This is a genomic window from Pseudomonas sp. PKS, from assembly GCF_051913525.1.
In the GTDB taxonomy this organism is placed as follows: domain Bacteria; phylum Pseudomonadota; class Gammaproteobacteria; order Pseudomonadales; family Pseudomonadaceae; genus Aquipseudomonas; species Aquipseudomonas guariconensis_D.
The window spans coordinates 23552-39351 of sequence record NZ_JBEGDO010000010.1; the positions used below are offsets into that span (position 1 = coordinate 23552).

A 15800-nucleotide genomic window follows, 5' to 3' on the forward strand; every position below is an offset into this window, starting at 1 on the left:
GCGTGGCCTGTCCGGCAGGAGCCGGACGACCCCACAGGCTCAGAGTGCTGCGCCTACCTTTTTGGCAGCGTCTTCGCTGACCCAGCTGTGCCAGATTTCGGGGTGTTCCTTGAGGAACAACCTGGCCAGCTCGGGCGACTCGATACGGTCCTTGCTCATGCGCGCCAGGTTCTGGTTCAGCAGGTCGATCGGCAGATTGATCTTTTCGAGCACCGCCACCAGTTCCGGCGCCTGCTCGTGGAAGGCCTTCGACACCCCAACCTTGATGGTCACGGATTTATCCACACCGGGTTGCTCGTCCAGCTTGACCAGGTCGGCCTGGCCCATCAGCGGCGTCGGCGACCAGTAATAAAACAGGATCGGCTCGCCACGCTTGTAGCTCGACAGAACGGCGGCATCCAGTGCCGGGCCGGTGCCCGGGCGGAAATTGGTATAGGCGTTTTCCAGACCATAGCGCTTGAGCATTTCGCTGTTGTCCAGCTCACAGGTCCAACCAGCCGGGCAATTGTAGAAACGCCCCTTGTCCGGCTCCTCCGGGTCCTTGAAGACCTGGGCGTATTGCTTCAGATCGGCGATGCTCTTGAGGTTAGGCGCCTTGGCTTCGAGATTGCGCCCGGCATCGCCTTCGATCACATAACGCGGCACATACCAGCCTTCGACCGCACCAACCACCGGCGAGCCGATGCCGACGACCTTGCCGGCCGCCGCAGCCTTGTTCCAGACCTCGCTGCGCCCTACCCACTCTTCAGCAAACACCTGGATATCGTTGCTGCTCAGGGCGTTTTCCATGGAAATGGAATTACCCGGCAGGCTGTCGGTATCACAGCCATAACCATTTTTCAGCACGAACTGCATCACGTCGGTGAGCAGCATCCCGCTTTCCCAGTTCAAGCCGGCGAATTTCACCGGCTTGCCAGACTCGCACCAGCCGGCCGCCTGGCTGACGCCAGCAGACGCCAGCAGCCCGAAAGAAAGTGTCGTAGTCAGCAGAGCCTTTGTAATTGTCATTGTGACGCTCCCAAACAAGAACATTGATTGCAGTAGTCGAGGGCATCCGGCCCAGAGAGGGACGCCAGACTGGCTGACGAGCCTTGCCTTGGTGAGCACTGCGCGGGAGAAATATTTCATAACCTAAAAAAAGGATAAAATAATAAGTACTGATGCATCACAAAGGTAAAACCTATGAAGTTCACACTGCGGCAACTTCGCTATGCGCTCGCAGCGGCCAAGCACGGAAACCTGACCACTGCCGCCATGGAACTTCATGTTTCACAACCCTCCATCTCGGCGGCCATCACCGAACTGGAGGAGGTCCTGGGGCAATCCATCTTCATACGCCAACGTGGCCTTGGCATATCGCTGACCCCTTTCGGTCGTACCGTCATGGTCCAGGCCCGTCGCGTTCTGGCAGAAGCTCAGACCTTTGCCGAGATCAATACCAATGCAGGCGAGTGCGTCGGGGAATTGGTGGTGGGATGCTTTGAAGACCTGGCGCCCTACTGCCTGCCACAAATTGTGCGACGGATGCAGGAGTCCTGCCCAAGGGTCACTGTCGATATGCGCGATGGCAGCTTTGATTATGTTGGCAAGCGGCTGGCTGAGGGGGCGATAGAGTTGGCAATCACCTACGACCTGGGTTTACCGCCGAACACTCAATGCACTCAACTGTGTCAGTTGACCGCTCAGGTACTGCTGTCGGCCGATCACCCACTGGCCAAACAGTCGCGTGTCAGTCTCAAGGCGCTGTCCGAATACACCTTGGTCGTCACCGATCAGGCCCAAAGTTGGCAGCATGTGCTAGACCTGTTCAGCTTTTACGATCTGTCACCCGCGGTCGTGCACCGGGTGCGCACGTTCGAGTTGCAGCGTAGCCTCGTCGCAAATGGGTTTGGCGTTGCGCTGATCTACACCCGGCCGTTTGGTGACCGCAGTTATGACGGTCAAGCGCTGGTATGTCGGCCGACCGAGGAAAAACTGCCAACGCATAGCATCGTGCTGGCGCATGATCAGCGCTATCCGCTGACGCCTTCGGCTGAGGCATTCAAGGAGTTGGCGGTGGCCTGGTTCGCGGAAAGACCGTCGTTTGCATCCGAATGAACAACGGGTGGGCAAGCCCTGATTGGTCGATGGCCTACCTTAAGTAAATCACTGCTCGCGTCCACCGGCACCTGCAAAGACACGTCAGAGACAACCACTCCGCCAACCCGGTCTCCCGTCGCTTCACCAAGCCTGCTTGCGGGCGAACGCCTGGGCTTCTTGGTAGACTAGGGCACCGTTTTTCTCGAGGCGGAACTGGACGGTATAGCTCACCGTGCCATCGGCCTTTTTCCTTGCTCTGATCGTTGCCCTATTTTCGGTGGTACAAGCGCGTTTGGCAGTGGTACATCCCACCATTGTCACACCCAAAACGCCCTCAAACCCCGGAAGATGGTACAAAATGCGTAGACCAGAATGCCCTTAGAAACAGCCTTAACACCACAAACCACACGCCCCGAGCCCTCTCGGCGATTTAGCGTTGCACCGATGATGGATTGGACCGATCGCCATTGCCGGTTCTTCCTGCGCCTGCTCTCCAAGCACGCCCTGCTCTACACCGAAATGGTCACCACCGGTGCGCTGCTGCACAACGATGCCCATCGCTTCCTGCGCCATGACGACACCGAGCATCCGCTGGCCTTGCAACTGGGCGGCAGTGTGCCGGCGGAACTGGCGGCGTGTGCGCGGCTGGCCGAGAATGCGGGCTACGATGAGGTCAACCTCAACGTCGGCTGCCCGAGCGACCGGGTGCAGAACAACATGATCGGCGCCTGCCTGATGGGGCATCCGGCGCTGGTAGCCGATTGCGTCAAGGCCATGCGCGATGCGGTGGCTATTCCGGTCACGGTCAAGCACCGCATTGGCATCAATGGCCGTGACAGCTACGCCGAACTGTGCGATTTCGTGGGTCAGGTGCGTGACGCGGGTTGCCGCAGCTTCACCGTGCATGCGCGTATCGCCATCCTCGAAGGCCTGTCGCCCAAGGAAAACCGCGAGATCCCGCCGCTGCGCTATGACGTGGCCGCACAGCTCAAGGCCGATTTCCCGGATCTGGAGCTGGTGCTCAATGGCGGTATCAAGACGTTGGAAGAATGCCATGCGCACCTGCAGACCTTCGACGGCGTGATGCTGGGCCGCGAGGCCTACCACAACCCCTACCTGCTGGCCGAAGTGGACCAGCAGCTGTTCGGCAGCACCGCCCCGGTGGTCAGCCGCAGCGAGGCGCTGGCGAAGCTGCGCCCGTACATCATCGCGCATCTGCAAAGCGGCGGCGCCATGCATCACATCACCCGCCATATCCTCGGCCTGGGCCAGGGTTTCCCTGGCGCCCGACGTTTCCGCCAACTGCTGTCGGCGGACATCCACAAAGCCCCGGAGCCCCTGGCGATCTTCGACCAGGCCGCCGAGCTGCTGCAAGGCCGCTGAGGGAACCCCCGGCGCGCTTTCGACTCGAACCTTCATTCCCTCGCCCAACCTGCCCCGCCGGCCCTTGAGTGGCCGTCGGGGCTCGGGTAATGTCGAGTCATTGCACAGGACAGAGCACGCCCATGACCTCCAAGCTGGAACAACTCAAGCAGTTCACCACCGTGGTCGCCGACACCGGGGACCTGGACGCCATCACCCGCCTCAAGCCGGTCGACGCCACCACCAACCCATCGTTGCTGCTCAAGGCCGCGGCGATCCCGGGTTACGCGGACCTGCTCAAGCAGGTCAAGAGCGATGCCAAGGGCAATGTGGACCTGGCCTGCGACAAGTTTGCCGTGGCCGTGGGCTCGGGCATCCTCAAGGTCATTCCCGGGCGTATCTCCACCGAGGTCGACGCTCGCCTGTCGTTCGACGAACCCGCACTCCTGGCCAAGGCCCGCCAACTGATCGGCCTGTACGAGCAGGCCGGCGTGCCGCGTGATCGCGTGTTGATCAAGCTGGCCTCCACCTGGGAAGGTATCCGCGCCGCCGAGAAGCTGGAAAAAGAAGGCATCCAGACCAACCTGACCCTGCTGTTCTCCTTCGCCCAGGCCCAGGCCTGCGCCGATGCCGGGGTGTTCCTGATTTCGCCGTTCGTGGGCCGCATCTACGACTGGTACAAGAAAAGTACCGGCAAGGAGTATGTCGGCGCCGAAGACCCAGGCGTGCAGTCGGTGACGCGGATCTACAATTACTACAAGGCCAATGGCTACGACACGGTGGTGATGGGCGCAAGCTTCCGCAACATCGGCCAGATCGAGCAACTGGCCGGCTGCGACCGCCTGACCATCAGCCCCGAATTGCTGCAGCAACTGAGCGATGACCAAGGCCAACTACCGCGAATCCTCAAGCCAGGCAACGCCGGCGAGGCCAAACAGCATCTGAGCGAAAGCCAGTTCCGCTGGGCGATGAACGAAGACGCCATGGGCACCGAGAAACTGGCCGAAGGCATCCGTCAGTTCGCCCGTGATCAGGAGAAGCTGGAAGCGTTGATGGCTGAAAAAGCCTGATACACATTCTGGTTGCCCTACGGGCGGGAGATGCCGAGCATTTTCCGCCCGTTTTCATTTGCGGCACCTTCAAACTGCTTTGCCCGCCAGCGCCTGGGCACACACGACTGAAAACCAATCGATGCCACCGAACACCGCACTTCCCCCTGTCCTTGCAGGCCCCGTCCTGCGCCGGCTGGAGCCTCAACGCCTGGCAATCTGGCTGGTCGCCACACAGCCGCTTCGCCCCACGTTCGTTCTCGATGCGCCATCCGTCACGACAAGCCTGGCCTGCGAGGTGATCCCCATCGGCACGCAGGCCTTCGTTCACCTGCTGGATATCCACTTCGACCAGCCACTGCCGTACAACACCGCCATCCCCTATGACCTGTTGCTCGATGATGGCCAGGGGATCGCCGACTGGGCTCCTCACCTGCTCTACCCCGGTAGCCAACGCCCAAGCTTCGTGTTGCGTGAACGCCTCGAGCAGTTGCTCCATGGCTCCTGCCGCAAGCCTCACTACCCGGCTGCCGATGGCCTGCTGTGCGCGGACCGCCTCCTGCAGCAGTGCCAGCAACCCGAGGAGCGCCCGGCGCTGCTGCTGATGAGCGGTGACCAGGTCTATGCCGACGATGTCGCCGGCCCCATGCTGCGCGCCATCCACACGCTGATCGAACGCCTGGGCCTGTTCGGCGAGACCCTGGAAGGCGCCTTGGTCGCCGACAGCACCGCGCTGTATCGCCACCCCGCCAGCTACTACCACCGCGCGGACCTGCTACCGGTCCAAGAGGGCAACGAAACCCTGCGCGAGCGCTTCTTCGGCGGCAAGCGCAAGCCGATCTTCTCCAGCAGCAACGCCGACAATCACCTGGTGACCTTCGCCGAGGTCATGGCCATGTACCTGCTGGTCTGGTCCCCCTTGCCCTGGGCGCTGGTACGCCTGGACATGCCCGAGGGCCTGACCGACAAGCGCCAGGCGCGCTACCGGCAGGAGTTACCTCAGATCGAAGCCTTCGCCGCCCACCTCGATCAGGTCGCACGGGTGATGGCACACCTGCCGTGCTTGATGATCTTCGATGACCACGACATCACCGACGACTGGAACCTGTCGGCGCAATGGGAAGAGACCGCCTATGGGCATCCCTTCTCGCGTCGGATCATCGGCAATGCGCTGCTCGGTTACCTGCTCTGCCAGGGCTGGGGCAACGATCCGGACAGCTGCCGGGCGCTGATCGAGCCGTGCAAGGCCCTGGCCGAGCGCAGCCTGCAACAGCACCTGGACGCCCAGGCCCAGGACACGCTGATCGACCAGTTGCTGCGCTTTCAAGGCTGGCAATTCAGCCTGGCCACTGAGCCACCACTGCTGGTGCTGGACACCCGCACCCGCCGCTGGCGCAGCGAGAGCAGCCTGAAAAAGCCTTCAGGCCTGCTCGACTGGGAAGCCTTGTGCGAACTGCAGCAGGCACTGCTGGATCATCCTTCGGCGATCATCGTGTCGCCGGCCCCGATCTTCGGGGTCAAGCTGATCGAGACGGTCCAGCGCGTGTTCAGCTGGCTGGGCTACCCGTTGTTGGTGGATGCGGAAAACTGGATGGCCCATCGTGGCGCAGCACAGGTGATTCTCAACATTTTCAGCCACTCGCGCACCCCGGGCCACTACGTGGTGCTTTCCGGTGACGTGCATTACTCGTTCGTCTACGAGGTGCTGATCCGCCATCGTCAACGCAGCCCGCACCTGTGGCAGATCACCAGCAGCGGCATCAAGAACCAGTTTCCCAAGCGCCTGCTGGATGTTCTGGACCGCCTGAACCGTTGGCTCTATGCCCCGCGTTCGCCACTCAACTGGTTCACCAAACGTCGACAGATGGAAGTAGTGCCGCGCACGCCCAGCCGCAGCCAGGCGGGTGAGCGGCTGTGGAATGGCGCAGGCTTGGGGCAGGTATGGTTCGATGAGCAGGGGCGGCCAACGCGGGTGTTTCAGTTGAGCGCCGAGGGAAACGAGGCTACGGAGTTTGCGCGGCGGGAGTGACAGCGGCTGCCTGGGCAGAGCGCTTCACGGGTAAATCCGCCCCACCGGAATACCGCGAGCCTTGAAGCTTGTGATGACCTGTGGAAGCGGGTTTACCCGCGAATGGATCGACACGGGATAAGGATCAGGTGCGCTCCAAGGCGCTGACCAGATCGTGGAAGGCCTCGCGATTGGAATCGTTCAACCCCATGAGGATCTTGTGCGCCTCCAGCACCTTGGAACGCACCACATCTTCGTTCTGATCCTGGGACGGCAGGTCGGTCAGGCACTCCGGGCACGGTACCGGGCGATCGACGATGTTGAACACCTGATCGAAGCCCATGGACTGCAACAACCGGGAAATGTCCGGGTTGGTGGTGACCACGGTCGGCAGCAGGCCAACCTTCTGCCGGGACAGGATCGACAGCTTGGCCAGCAGGCCAAGCGTGGTGCTGTCGATGCTCTCGGTCTCGGTCAGATCGATGACGATGGCCGAGAAGTTCAGCGCGGTGAAGATCTTTTCGATCGTTGCATCCAGCGCCGAACACAGGGTCAGGCGCACTTCACCGACGAACTTCAGAACAAAGGTCCCGCTCTGCTCGGCGAACTGGATTCTACCGGTACTCATTCAAGGTTCCTGCTCAACACCAATAGGGCGATATCATCCGGCATCTCCCCAAGCGTAGCCAATCCAAATCGTTGGCGCAGCCCGTCCAGGCTGCCCCCCGCGTCCTTGACGATTTCCGGCAAGGTCGCTTCCTTATCTTTGAGTGTATCCCCTGGCAAAAGGTCCAGAATGCCATCGGACATCAGGGTCAGGCTGAAGCGCGACGGCAGCTCCAGCACCTGGTCCTGGTAACTGGCCTCTTCGAACAACCCCACCGGCAGGCCGCGGCCTTCCAGGTAACGAGCGTGGCCCGGGGTGTAGAGCACCGGCAGCGGCAGATGGCCGCCGACACTGTAGGTCATCAGCCCGGTTTCCTCGTCGATCACCCCACCCACCATGGTCACGTGCTTGCCCAGCTTGCAGTTGATCAGCCCACGGTTGATGTGGCTGAGCACCTCGGAAGGCTTGAATTCACGCATCTTGCCGCTGCGCTTGAATTCGAACAGCAAGCGGGTGGTCATGAACTTCAGCAGCACGGTGACGAACGCCGAGGACGCGCCGTGACCGGAAACATCGGCCAGGTAGAAGGCGATACGTCGCTCATCGACCCGGAAGTAATCGGCAAAATCACCCGACAGGTACAGCGACGGAATGATCTGGTGCTCGAACGACAAATCGCCCGCTGTCCACGGGCTTTCCGGCAGCATGTTCATCTGCACCTGCCGACCGGCGTTCTGATCCTCCTGGAGCAGGTGCAGGCTGGCTTCCAGCTCACGGTTGGCGGCCTCGAGCTTGTCGCGGTAGCGCTGGTTTTCCAGCACCAGGCGCGAACGGTCGAGCGCGCGGCGAACCGAGTGCTCGAGCACGGCCAGGTCTTCCAAGGGCTTGATCAGGTAGTCGGCGGCTCCCAGGCGCAAGGCCTCGACCGCATCGTTCATGACACCGGCTCCGGAGACCACGATCACCGGCAACTGCGGCGCCCGCTCACTGATCTGACGGATCAGTTCGAGACCACCCATCTGCGGCATGCGCAGATCGCAGATCACGAGGTCGGGCTGGTGTTCTTCGAAGACCTGGAGCCCCTGCTGGCCATTGCCGGCCTGGAGGACGCTGAAGCCACTGTCTTCCAGATAGGCGGCGAGGCTGGCACGGACCACGTCGTCGTCATCGATGATCAGCAGCGTTGCACTGGTTTTCTGCATGTGGGCGAACGGCGCCGGATTGGTTGGCGTAGCGACGTCAGCAAGGCAGACGGCGGCTACAGGGATACTCTGTGGCGACTCTCTACTTGAGTTGTAGGACAAGAAAACTGGCCCGGCAACTGGCAGAGGTGCCTTGTAAGGCGCAGACGGTACTCCCATCCGCCAAGCGTTTCAAGCCATGCGAGGATCGACTTCCCCGCACTTTACAGGGCAAATCACCGAGAGTTATAAGAAAGCCGACCCGTGCAACCCAATGGGAAGGATGCAGCATGCCTCAGACCCCCACGAACCACAGTGAGAAACGCGACTTCATCCGTATGCGTATCGATGCCGGCGTCACCCTCCTGCATGCGGGCCAGGTGATCTCGGCCGTCTGCCTCGACCTCTCCAGTGGCGGTATGCAGGTGAAGGCCGAGCAACATTTCAAGGTCGGTGACAAGGTGCAGGCGCGGATCGAATCCGACCATCCGGCCCTCAAGGGCCTGGAAGCCAGTACCGAGGTGGTGTGGATCGCCGACCAACCCGGCGGCCAGCAGAAGTTCGGTTTGCGCATCCTGGCCCTGCATTGAGGCAAAGACGAAAAAAGGCGACCCGAAGGTCGCCTTTTTTCATACCCGCACGAATCAGAAGTCGTCTTCGACTTCCCCATCCTTGACCTTGAACTCGCGGTTCTGCAGGTAAGCGTTGCGGATGAACACGTACTTGTCGCCGGTGATCAGCTTTTCTGCCGACAACAGGTTGGCCCGGGTGTCGATCACGTCCAGGGCGAAGATCGAGTTGCGGGTCGGCACGTGGTCGATATAGCGGTAGGGTTCGGTGTAAGTGTCCGGGTACTTGGCCAGGCCATCGCGCACGGTGCTTGGGCCCAGGAACGGAATGACCACATAGGGGCCACTGCCTAGGCCCCAGTAGCCCAGGGTCTGGCCGAAGTCTTCGTCGTTGCGCTGCAGCCCCATCTTGGTGCCGACATCGAAGAAGCCGCCCAGGCCGAACGTGGTGTTGACGATCAGGCGCGCTGTATCGACGCCCGCGGCATGGGGCTTGAGCTGCAGCACATCATTGACCAGGTTGGTGACATCGCCGAGGTTACGGAAGATATTGTGGATGCCATCTTCGAGGAACTGCGGGGTGACAGCCTGATAACCCTTGGCCAGCGGCTTGAGGGCATAGGTGTCGAGGGTATCGTTGAACTTGAAGATCGGTCGATTGACCGATTCCCAAGGATCCTCCTCGGTGGCCGCCTGGGTGGCTGCCACGGGCGCCAGCAGCAGGCTGGCGCAGACACAGGCCTGGGTGAATCGCTCGATCACTCCGGCACCGATCCTACGCATAGATGTTTCTCCATCGGATTTGACGGCAGCAGGCACGTTAGTGCGCTGCGCAATTAAGTCGCCAGTATAAAGGCCCATCGGCTGATAAGCAGCTTTACACATTTTTAATCAAGATTATGTGAACAACGGTTGCAATGTCATCCACCGGTAACAGGCGCCCGCTAGCCTGCGGACTATTTGAGGGACGCTGCCATGGAAGCTGCATCTGCCTTCACCGCCGTACTCTTCGGACTGCGAGGTTGCCTGGTCCAGGCGGTCAACGGCAACCCCCTGCCCGCCCCTGGGGCACTGGACATCCTATCGACCCTGCGTGAGCGCCAGGTCCCCTGCATGTGGCTCGATGAGCTGGGTGCCAGCCAAGGCAAACGCTTGGCCAACGTGTTGCCGGACTGGCTGCCGGGGCAAGCAGTCAATAATTGCCCTTGGCCCGCGCCGAACGCCTGTTGGCAGGCGTTGATGACCCTGCGCAGCAAACGTCTGGACGGTTGTGTGCTGATCAGCGGCGAGCCGCGCCTGCTGCAATCGGCCCTCAACGCGGGGCTATGGACGGTAGGCCTGGCCAACAGCAGCCCTTCCTGCGAGGTCGGCTCCAGCCAGTGGCAAACAATGACCGAGCAGGCGCGCGAACTGGCGCGCGGCAAGGCCACCCTGGAGCTGTTCGGCCTTGGCGTGCACTCGGTGATCGACCACCTGGAAGCACTCGATACGTGCCTGGCTGACATTGCCCTGCGCCGACGCAAGGGCGAAAAGCCCTGATACAGGGACGTTGACGCCGATCATGCAAAGCGCCTGCAGGTGGATTACGCTTGGAGACAGGCCAGAACCTTTGCACCGTCGCGAAGGTCCATGCCTTGCCAAGCCATAGAGGGAGAACACCCAATGCCCGCCCGCGAACTGCAAGAGCGACTCAATAGCCTGCGCGAGCAACTGGATCGGAATGTACCGCTGTCGGACGAAGAACTGGCCAGCTTGCACGAAGAAGCGAGGCAGATAGAGGCACAACTCAAACTTGAGGAAGCCACCCCCGACAACAACCTGGTCGACGGTGTGAACCTCGCCATTGAACGCTTCGAGGTCGACCACCCCGACCTGACTGCCACGCTGCGCAATATTGCCAACTATCTCCACAGCATGGGCATCTGACCCTGCTCATCCGGGATTGCTGCGCAGGCCTCTCACGACACTAGGCCGCTCCCACAGACATCGCGCTGTAGGAGCAGCCTTGTGTCGCGACTGAGGCGCGCCGCGGCCACAACGACAAACTTATTGACGAACGAGCCGCTGATTGCCTGGGCTGATCGCCCCGGTGCTGCGGTAGGGGTTGATGTCCAGGCCACCGCGACGCACATAGCGCGCATATACGGTCAGGTGCTCCGGTTTGAGCAGGCGCAAGAGATCCAGATAAATGCGTTCGACGCACTGCTCATGGAAGTCCGAGTGCTGACGGAAGCTCACCAGGTAACTCAACAGACTCGCGTGATCCAGCGCCAGGCCTTTGTACTCCACCACGACACTTCCCCAGTCCGGTTGCCCGGTGACCGGGCAGTTGGACTTGAGCAAATGGCTGTGCACTGCCTCCTCGACCACACGCTGCGGGTCGCACTGCAGCAGTTCAGGCTGGGGCTGCTCGTAGTTACTGATGCTCACATCCAGGTCATCGATGCAATGGCCTGGCAGCGCTACCACGCCCTGGGCCTCGACATCCGCCAAGGTACGAACCCGAACGGTGACAGCCTTGCCCGCGGCGGCGGACAGGTCTTTCTCCAGGCAAGCCTGCAGCTCGCGGGTAGAGGCGAACACTGTCTGGTTCAAGGAGTTGAGGTACAGCTTGAACGACTTGGATTCGATGATGTTGGGCGAATCGGCCGGAATGGCGAACTCACCGATGGCCACCACCGGTTTGCCCGAAGGCAGCAACCAGGACAGCTCGAAACAGTTCCAGTAGTCCACGCCCTGCCACGGCAGGGTCTGGGCGGTCACGCCCAACTCGGCCCACTTGGCCGCGCGCGGAATGGGGAACAGCAACGAAGGGGTGTAGGTGGCGATGTACTCGCTGGACTTGCCCAGCGGGGAATGTTCGGCGGCGGGATGCATGGACCTGACCTGAAGACTCAAGATGGCCCTCATTCTACCGGTTTTGCATCCCGCCTTGGGATCGAAGTCACTCGATGGTCAGCTTCCCGACCATACCGGCCTGGTAATGGCCCGGCACGTTGCAGGCGAACTCGATAGGCGCAGACTTGCGGAAGGTCCAAGTCAACTCGGCACGCTGGCCAGGCTGCACCAGCACCGTATTGCTGCCGTCATGACCGTGCCCGCCCATCATCGCACCGTGGTCCATGCCTTCATGGTTCATGCTCATGCCTGTCATGGCCATCATCTGCTTCTGATGCGCGGCATGCATGGCCGCGTCGCCCAGGTTGAATTCGTGGGGCAGTTTGCCCTGATTGACCAGGACGAAGCGCACAGTCTCGCCCGCCTTGACCTCGAGGCCTGCAGGCTCGAAGGCGATGTCCTTGAGTACAACTTCCACGGTGCGAGTGGCCTTGGAGGCCGGGGCCGGTTCGCCGAACGCAAAGGTTTTTGCTTCGCTTGCCAAAGTGGGCAGGCTGACCAGGGCCAGGGCGGCGGCGATGAACAGGTGTTTCATGAAGACTCCGAACAGACGCAGCAGGATGAGACCTACTCTAAAAGGTACCGCTGGCGGTTAGCTGACAGCCAGATTACAACTTTGTCAGCTTGGTTGTCGGTTGCCAGAGTCACGTATCATTTCAGCCATCACCTCGCCCTCTGCAAAATCGGGCTTACCCGCTCCCACTGAGGTAGGCGCGCACTTTTCGAACTATGGACAGGACATGAAACTGCTGATCGTCGAAGACCAGGTCAAGACCGGCCAATACTTACGCCAAGGGCTGAGCGAAGCCGGCTTTGCCACCGAACTCGCCTGTGACGGCGATACCGGCCAGCACCTGGCCTTGACCGGCGATCATGACCTGCTGATCCTCGATGTCATGCTCCCTGGGCGCGACGGCTGGCAGATCCTCCAGGCGGTACGCCAGGCTGGCCTGGAAACTCCAGTGCTGTTCCTTACCGCCCGCGATGCCGTGGAAGACCGGGTCCACGGCCTGGAACTGGGCGCGGACGACTATCTGGTCAAACCCTTCGCCTTCTCCGAGCTGCTGGCCAGGGTCCGCACGCTGCTGCGCCGGGGCGCCAATTCCAGCCAGGAGACACAACTGGGCCTGGCTGACCTGCGCCTGGACCTGATCCGCCGCCGCGCCGAACGCGCCGGCCAACGCATTGACCTGACCGCCAAGGAGTTCGCTTTGCTCGAACTGCTGTTGCGCCGCCAGGGCGAGGTACTGCCCAAATCGCTGATCGCTTCTCAGGTCTGGGACATGAATTTCGACAGCGACACCAATGTCATCGAGGTGGCGATCCGCCGCCTGCGCCTGAAGATCGACGACCACCATGACAACAAGCTGATCCATACAGTGCGCGGCATGGGCTACGTACTCGAGGAGCGCCACGACTGATGCCGCGCGTGTCCCTGGGCGGGCGCCTGGCCCTGCTGTTCGCCGCCTGCACTGCGGCCGTCTCGCTGACCGCCGGCCTGCTGTTCAGCCGCGCCAGCGAACGCCATTTCATCGAACTGGACCAGCAACTGCTCAATGGCCGGCTGTCCTTGATGCGCACCTTGCTCGAGGGCGTCACCCGCCCTGCCGACCTGGCGTCGCGCCTGCCCGCCCTTCGCAACGAACTGAGCCACCAGGCCGATCTGGCCTTGCGCATCCGCGGTGCTGATGGCGCGCTGTGGTTCGACAGCCGCAACGACTTGCCAGACACCCCCACGCACACCGGGCTTGCCACCCTGCATGCCGATGGCGTCGACTACCGCAGCCTGTGCATCCAGCTGGACGAAGGCAACCCAGGCTCGGCCCAACTGACCCTCTTGCTGGACATCACCCACCACCAGCACTTTCTGCAAGGCATGCAGCGCCTGATCTGGCTGACTGTCGGCCTCTCGGCCTTGGCCACTGCCTTGCTCGGTGCCTGGGCTGCCCGCCGCGGGCTGCGTCCCCTGCGCCAAATGGGCGAGGTGGCCGCCAGCGTCAATGCCCGCTCCCTGACCACCCGATTGCCAGTGGCCCAGATGCCCGAGGAGCTGGCCGAGCTCGCCACCACCGTCAATGCCATGCTGCAACGCCTGGATGATGCCTTCCAGCGCCTGTCGGCGTTTTCCGCCGACATCGCCCATGAGCTGCGCACACCGCTGTCCAACCTGCTGACCCACACCCAGGTCACCCTCACCCGTCCACGCAGCCTCGACGAGTATCGCGAGGCGTTGCACGGCAACCTGGAGGAGCTGCAATGGATGGCGCAACTGGTCAATGACATGCTCTACCTGGCCAAGGCCGATCACGGCCTGCTGATGCCCAACCGCGAGGCGTTGGACCTGGCGGTGGAGCTGGACGCCTTGCTGGAATACTACGCGCCGCTGGCCGAAGACGCCGAGGTACGCCTGGTGCGCGAAGGCGAGGCGCGGCTGGAGGGCGACCGACATATGCTACGCAGGGCATTGTCCAATCTGCTGGACAATGCCCTGCGCTTCACGCCACAAGGTGGGGAGATCCGCGTGTCGCTGCAGCCGGGGGCTCACATCATCGTCGCCAACACCGGCCCTGCAATTGAACCGGCCGTGCTGCCCAGGCTTTTCGACCGCTTCTATCGGGCAGACCCGGCTCGGCGGGAAGGCAGCAGCGAACATGCGGGATTGGGTCTGGCGATTACCCGTTCGATCATCCAGGCCCATGGCGGGAACATCCGCGCCGAGTGCGCACAGGGTTGGACGCGGTTCGTGATCGAGTTGCCTGAAACGTTGTGAAGGGGCCGCCCTGGCCCCTTCAGATCACTCGTAACGCAGTGCCATCGCCGGCTCCACCTGGGAAGCCCGATACGCCGGATAAAGGGTTGCCAGGAAGCTCATGACCAACCCTGCGGTGCAGATGATCGCCACATCTCCCCATTGCAGGTCAGAGGGCAGGCTGCTGATGAAGTACACGTCGGACGTGAAGATGTGCTGCCCACTGATCCGCTCCAGCCAGCCCACGATCTGGCTGACATTGAAGGCCGCGATCACGCCGAGCACGCCACCGACCAAGGTACCAACGATACCGATCAGCGAGCCTTGAACCATGAAGGTCCCCATGATCTGCGCAGGCGTCGCACCGATGGTGCGCAGGATGGCAATGTCCGAACCCTTGTCATTCACCACCATTACCAAGGTGGCGATGATGTTGAATGCCGCCACTGCGATGATCATCATCAGCAACAGGCCGATCATGGTCTTTTCCATCTTCATGGCACTGAACAGGCTGCCCTGGGTGTGGGACCAGTCATCGGCGCGATAGGCATCGCCCAGACCCGTGGCGATTGCCTTGGACACCTGGGGTGCAGCGTACAGGTCGTGCAGTTTCAGACGCACCCCCTGCACGCTGCCCGGCGCCCAGCGCTGCATGTCGCCGGCATCGGCAACATGGATGTAGGCCTGGGAACCGTCGAGCTCGGCGCCTACCTTGAAGATGCCGACCACGGTCAGGCGCTGCATACGCGGTGTGATGCCGCCGGGGGCCTTGCTGATTTCAGGGACGATAAGCGTCAGTTTGTCGCCGGTATTGAGACGAAAACGCCGTGCGGTCAGCTCACCGATGACCACGCCATACTCGCCGGGGACCAGGTCCTGCAGGCGCCCTTGAACGATATGCTGACCGACGATGGAGACCTTGCCCTCCTCGGCCGGGTCGATGCCACTGACTTGGATCGGCTGCATCGCCCCCTTATAGGACAACATGCCTTCCATTTCCGTGATGGGCGCAGCTGCCACCACGGCCGGATTCTTCAGCGCCGCGTCGGCCACCTTGCGCCAGTCATCCAGCGGCTGCACACCCAGGATGCTGGCGTGAGGGACCAGCCCCAGGATGCGCGAGCTCATCTCACGCTGGAAACCGTTCATCACCGACAGCACCACGATCATCGCCAGCACGCCCAAGGACAGGCCGATCATCGAGGTCATGGAGATGAACGAGATGAATTGGTTGCGGCGCTTGGCACGGGTGTAGCGAGCACCGATGAACAAGGGCAAGGGTCTGAACATGTACGAGA

The 15800-nt window shown here is 61.8% G+C and carries 16 protein-coding genes; 9 read left to right on the plus strand and 7 right to left on the minus strand.

The features are described from left to right. Nucleotides 1-39: 39 nt before the first annotated feature. Nucleotides 40-1008 (minus strand): ABC transporter substrate-binding protein, encoded by a 969-nt coding sequence (locus tag ABOA88_RS12595; protein ID WP_043212914.1) that lies wholly within the window; start codon nt 1006-1008, stop codon nt 40-42. Between the two features lie 174 nt (nt 1009-1182). On the opposite strand from ABOA88_RS12595, the gene ABOA88_RS12600 reads away from it, so the two are divergent. The 4 genes from ABOA88_RS12600 to ABOA88_RS12615 all read left to right on the plus strand — a co-directional run bounded on the left by ABOA88_RS12600 (nt 1183) and on the right by ABOA88_RS12615 (nt 6519). Next, nucleotides 1183-2097, plus strand: a complete 915-nt coding sequence (locus tag ABOA88_RS12600; protein ID WP_043212912.1) for a LysR family transcriptional regulator — start codon at nt 1183-1185, stop codon at nt 2095-2097. A 354-nt stretch (nt 2098-2451) separates the two neighbouring features. Further along, entirely contained in the window at nt 2452-3462 is a 1011-nt protein-coding gene (dusA, locus tag ABOA88_RS12605) for a tRNA dihydrouridine(20/20a) synthase DusA (RefSeq protein ID WP_196169862.1), read from the plus strand. A gap of 122 nt (nt 3463-3584) precedes the next feature. Then, a complete protein-coding gene (tal, locus tag ABOA88_RS12610) occupies nt 3585-4511 on the plus strand; it encodes a transaldolase (RefSeq protein ID WP_196169863.1) in 927 nt (308 codons plus the stop codon). Nucleotides 4512-4632: 121 nt separating this feature from the next. Then, nucleotides 4633-6519 carry an alkaline phosphatase D family protein gene (locus ABOA88_RS12615; RefSeq protein ID WP_196169864.1) on the plus strand — a complete coding sequence of 629 codons (1887 nt, stop codon included), beginning with the start codon at nt 4633-4635 and terminating at the stop codon, nt 6517-6519. Between the two features lie 124 nt (nt 6520-6643). Here ABOA88_RS12615 and rssC read toward each other — a convergent pair whose 3' ends face one another. Continuing rightward, nucleotides 6644-7126 carry an anti-sigma factor antagonist RssC gene (rssC, locus tag ABOA88_RS12620; RefSeq protein WP_008099230.1) on the minus strand — a complete coding sequence of 161 codons (483 nt, stop codon included), beginning with the start codon at nt 7124-7126 and terminating at the stop codon, nt 6644-6646. Next, complete coding sequence (gene rssB / locus ABOA88_RS12625) at nt 7123-8307, minus strand: two-component system response regulator RssB (RefSeq protein ID WP_196169865.1); 1185 nt, start codon at nt 8305-8307, stop codon at nt 7123-7125. The genes rssC and rssB overlap by 4 nt, the downstream gene beginning before the upstream one ends. Nucleotides 8308-8576: 269 nt before the next feature. Between rssB and ABOA88_RS12630 the strand changes: the two genes are divergently transcribed. Beyond that, on the plus strand, nt 8577-8876 hold the full coding sequence (locus tag ABOA88_RS12630) for a PilZ domain-containing protein (protein WP_196169866.1): 300 nt from the start codon (nt 8577-8579) through the stop codon (nt 8874-8876). 54 nt (nt 8877-8930) lie between these two features. On the opposite strand, the gene ABOA88_RS12635 is transcribed toward ABOA88_RS12630, so the two are convergent. Next, nucleotides 8931-9638: an MlaA family lipoprotein gene (locus tag ABOA88_RS12635; RefSeq protein WP_043212899.1), complete on the minus strand. Its 708-nt coding sequence runs from the start codon at nt 9636-9638 to the stop codon at nt 8931-8933. Between the two features lie 192 nt (nt 9639-9830). Here ABOA88_RS12635 and ABOA88_RS12640 point away from each other — a divergent pair, with 192 nt between their 5' ends. After that, entirely contained in the window at nt 9831-10394 is a 564-nt protein-coding gene (locus ABOA88_RS12640; protein WP_367851652.1) for a phosphonoacetaldehyde phosphonohydrolase-related protein, read from the plus strand. A gap of 123 nt (nt 10395-10517) precedes the next feature. Beyond that, on the plus strand, nt 10518-10781 hold the full coding sequence (locus tag ABOA88_RS12645; protein WP_043212894.1) for a DUF4404 family protein: 264 nt from the start codon (nt 10518-10520) through the stop codon (nt 10779-10781). A 120-nt stretch (nt 10782-10901) separates the two neighbouring features. Here the strand turns inward: ABOA88_RS12645 and queF are convergent, their stop codons facing one another. After that, complete coding sequence (gene queF / locus ABOA88_RS12650; protein WP_196169868.1) at nt 10902-11732, minus strand: NADPH-dependent 7-cyano-7-deazaguanine reductase QueF; 831 nt, start codon at nt 11730-11732, stop codon at nt 10902-10904. Between the two features lie 67 nt (nt 11733-11799). Continuing rightward, a complete protein-coding gene (locus ABOA88_RS12655) occupies nt 11800-12288 on the minus strand; it encodes a cupredoxin domain-containing protein (protein WP_196169869.1) in 489 nt (162 codons plus the stop codon). 205 nt (nt 12289-12493) lie between these two features. On the opposite strand from ABOA88_RS12655, the gene ABOA88_RS12660 reads away from it, so the two are divergent. Together ABOA88_RS12660 and ABOA88_RS12665 are read left to right on the plus strand one after the other, a co-directional pair. Then, complete coding sequence (locus ABOA88_RS12660; RefSeq protein WP_196169870.1) at nt 12494-13174, plus strand: heavy metal response regulator transcription factor; 681 nt, start codon at nt 12494-12496, stop codon at nt 13172-13174. After that, complete coding sequence (locus ABOA88_RS12665; protein WP_196169975.1) at nt 13171-14523, plus strand: heavy metal sensor histidine kinase; 1353 nt, start codon at nt 13171-13173, stop codon at nt 14521-14523. Before ABOA88_RS12660 ends, ABOA88_RS12665 begins: the two co-directional genes overlap by 4 nt. Before the next feature lie 24 nt (nt 14524-14547). Here the strand turns inward: ABOA88_RS12665 and ABOA88_RS12670 are convergent, their stop codons facing one another. Then, nucleotides 14548-15792, minus strand: a complete 1245-nt coding sequence (locus ABOA88_RS12670) for a lipoprotein-releasing ABC transporter permease subunit (protein ID WP_196169871.1) — start codon at nt 15790-15792, stop codon at nt 14548-14550. Nucleotides 15793-15800: the final 8 nt, after the last annotated feature.

Excerpts from the sequence above, each read along its gene's own strand:
- dusA (WP_196169862.1), top strand. The coding sequence starts at position 2,452 with ATGCCCTTAGAAACAGCCTTAACACCACAAACCACACGCCCCGAGCCC.
- ABOA88_RS12660 (WP_196169870.1), top strand. The coding sequence starts at position 12,494 with ATGAAACTGCTGATCGTCGAAGACCAGGTCAAGACCGGCCAATACTTA.
- ABOA88_RS12595 (WP_043212914.1), bottom strand. The coding sequence starts at position 1,008 with ATGACAATTACAAAGGCTCTGCTGACTACGACACTTTCTTTCGGGCTG.
- ABOA88_RS12615 (WP_196169864.1), top strand. The coding sequence starts at position 4,633 with ATGCCACCGAACACCGCACTTCCCCCTGTCCTTGCAGGCCCCGTCCTG.
- ABOA88_RS12600 (WP_043212912.1), top strand. The coding sequence starts at position 1,183 with ATGAAGTTCACACTGCGGCAACTTCGCTATGCGCTCGCAGCGGCCAAG.
- tal (WP_196169863.1), top strand. The coding sequence starts at position 3,585 with ATGACCTCCAAGCTGGAACAACTCAAGCAGTTCACCACCGTGGTCGCC.
- ABOA88_RS12645 (WP_043212894.1), top strand. The coding sequence starts at position 10,518 with ATGCCCGCCCGCGAACTGCAAGAGCGACTCAATAGCCTGCGCGAGCAA.
- queF (WP_196169868.1), bottom strand. The coding sequence starts at position 11,732 with ATGCATCCCGCCGCCGAACATTCCCCGCTGGGCAAGTCCAGCGAGTAC.
- ABOA88_RS12635 (WP_043212899.1), bottom strand. The coding sequence starts at position 9,638 with ATGCGTAGGATCGGTGCCGGAGTGATCGAGCGATTCACCCAGGCCTGT.
- ABOA88_RS12640 (WP_367851652.1), top strand. The coding sequence starts at position 9,831 with ATGGAAGCTGCATCTGCCTTCACCGCCGTACTCTTCGGACTGCGAGGT.
- ABOA88_RS12655 (WP_196169869.1), bottom strand. The coding sequence starts at position 12,288 with ATGAAACACCTGTTCATCGCCGCCGCCCTGGCCCTGGTCAGCCTGCCC.
- ABOA88_RS12670 (WP_196169871.1), bottom strand. The coding sequence starts at position 15,792 with ATGTTCAGACCCTTGCCCTTGTTCATCGGTGCTCGCTACACCCGTGCC.
- rssB (WP_196169865.1), bottom strand. The coding sequence starts at position 8,307 with ATGCAGAAAACCAGTGCAACGCTGCTGATCATCGATGACGACGACGTG.
- ABOA88_RS12630 (WP_196169866.1), top strand. The coding sequence starts at position 8,577 with ATGCCTCAGACCCCCACGAACCACAGTGAGAAACGCGACTTCATCCGT.
- rssC (WP_008099230.1), bottom strand. The coding sequence starts at position 7,126 with ATGAGTACCGGTAGAATCCAGTTCGCCGAGCAGAGCGGGACCTTTGTT.